Origin of the sequence: Vibrio sp. MM46 (genome assembly GCF_027587135.1) — a bacterium.
Taxonomy (GTDB): domain Bacteria; phylum Pseudomonadota; class Gammaproteobacteria; order Enterobacterales; family Vibrionaceae; genus Vibrio; species Vibrio harveyi.
The window spans coordinates 1-1,890 of record NZ_JAPPTO010000069.1 but is presented as its reverse complement, the minus strand read 5'-3'; the positions used below and the strand labels follow the sequence as shown (position 1 = coordinate 1,890).

Genomic DNA, 1,890 nt, shown 5'->3' with positions numbered 1-1,890 from the left:
CTTTGAAGCGGCCATTACGGCAGAAGTCTTCTTACCTAGCGATGCGGGTTATACGCCATGCCTAAATTACACCGATGCGAATGGTCAGCCAGCCTTACACTCCTTTGGCAGTTTTCGCTTTAATGCCAAAATGAAAGTGGGTTGTTTTGTGGGCGTAGTTGCTCAAGCAAAAGCAGGTATCAGTAACAGAAGACCGGAAACTGGTGATGATGTTGGGATATTGTTTGACCCTCATGTGAGCATGGGCAACGCAGGAGGTGGTCAAATAGGCATCAAGGCCAGTGTTTTTGGTGGTGGCCAGTTAAGTGGTGAGTTTGCAGGTGGCGTTCAATGGAAAGCGCCAGAAATAGATCAAACTACAAACTTTAACTCTTTGGCTGAAATTCAGACCGAAGGGAATGTTTCCGTTGGTGGTGGTTATAACGCAGATTTCGAGCTTTACCTTCGTGGGGGGCAATTTTTTTTAAAACTATCTGCGAAGTTGGTTTGGGGGGCAGGCGGTGGCGGCGGTTTTGCGGTTGCTATCAATGCACAAGAAATTTGGAATTTAGCGAAAGTAATCTGGCAAGGGCTTCAGTATGTAGATTACCGGATGCTGAAGAACATCAATAACCAAGCGTATGAATACTTGGTTGATGCTGCTTATTTTGCGTTTGCTGCCGCTGATATTATCAAATCGCCAGATGATGCCCTTAAAATGACAGTTACTGCCGGGAAAGCTAGTATTGATTTTATAAAGGCTGAGAGAAAAAAATACCTAGCTCTAGAAAAAGAGGCGGCCGTTCTTTCCGATAGAATTTTAAACACATCGACACGTAGCGGTGTACCGTTTGATCAGCTTCCGCCGGAAGCAATAGGCCGAATGCTAGATACTCTTACTCGAACGTTTCTTCTAAATTGGGAAGAAAAGCAAGAAGACGCTATTTGCACTTTGTTATCACAAAGTACTTACAGTTGGCACAAGTTTGAAGAGATCTTAGCGAGAATGAATGAAAAGGGAGAAAAAGAACGTGGGGAGGATACTCTTTTTGATAACATCCAACGTATAAATGCCATTCTTGATGGGGCTCAACAACGAGAGTTTAATAGGTGGGTGGCATCACTAGCTGAGAAGAACTTGAGTAAAGAGGTAGCAAATGCTCCATTTGCTCCTTACAAAGGTAAAGCCTTTGCACGCAAGCTAGCTCATGTAAATCAGCAATATGCATCAATCTACGGTGGCTCTACGCCTAACCAATACGTTTAAATATTGGCCCTTTCGGGCCAATATTATTTGGAAATCGGTTTTGAATCGTGAATCGTACAACGGAAGCTGTGGGTTGGGGAGTAAGCGTCAAGAACAGGATCTGTACCAAAACGGTCAAAGGTTTTTACTCCTCCACCATCTCGAACAACCTTTTGAATACCATTTTCCGGTCCTTGCGGGTTGTGTTCAGGTGAGTTTAGGTAATACTCTTTTGCATACCAATCATTAACCCACTCCTGAATACCATTACTCATCCCATATATCCCCAGAGGATTTGCTGGCCATTGACCAATATATTCTTCACTACTCGTACTACTATTTACTTCTGAAGGGAGTATATCTATATATTTACCCATATCTGGATCAAAATACTGTCCTTCAGTTAGAGAACGATAACCATCATTGGTTGCATAGTAATAATGCTGTCCGCGACTCCTTGCCGCAAACTCCCATTGCGCTTCTGTCGGAATATCAAATTCTAAAGTGGAAACTTTGCCCAACCACTGACAGTAATCCTTTGCCTCTTGCCAAGATTTTGTATATGCAGCCTCATTGTTTTTCAAATTGTATTCAATAGCTTTCTTATATTTTTCATCTGTCCGCTCCATAGGCTTTGTCTTCAAAGGAATTACACTAATGAAGTT

At 42.6% G+C, this 1,890-nt stretch carries 1 protein-coding gene and 1 pseudogene; one reads left to right on the top strand and one right to left on the bottom strand.

Annotation, left to right across the window (positions count from 1 at the left end; all coding sequences use genetic code 11):
- Nucleotides 1-1,246: pseudogene (locus OH459_RS27870) on the top strand (LysM peptidoglycan-binding domain-containing protein); the annotation flags it as partial.
- Nucleotides 1,247-1,269: 23 nt separating this feature from the next.
- Here the strand turns inward: OH459_RS27870 and OH459_RS27865 are convergent.
- Nucleotides 1,270-1,890, bottom strand: a 621-nt coding sequence (locus OH459_RS27865; RefSeq protein WP_269989842.1) for a formylglycine-generating enzyme family protein, incomplete at its 5' end; no start/stop codon positions are given.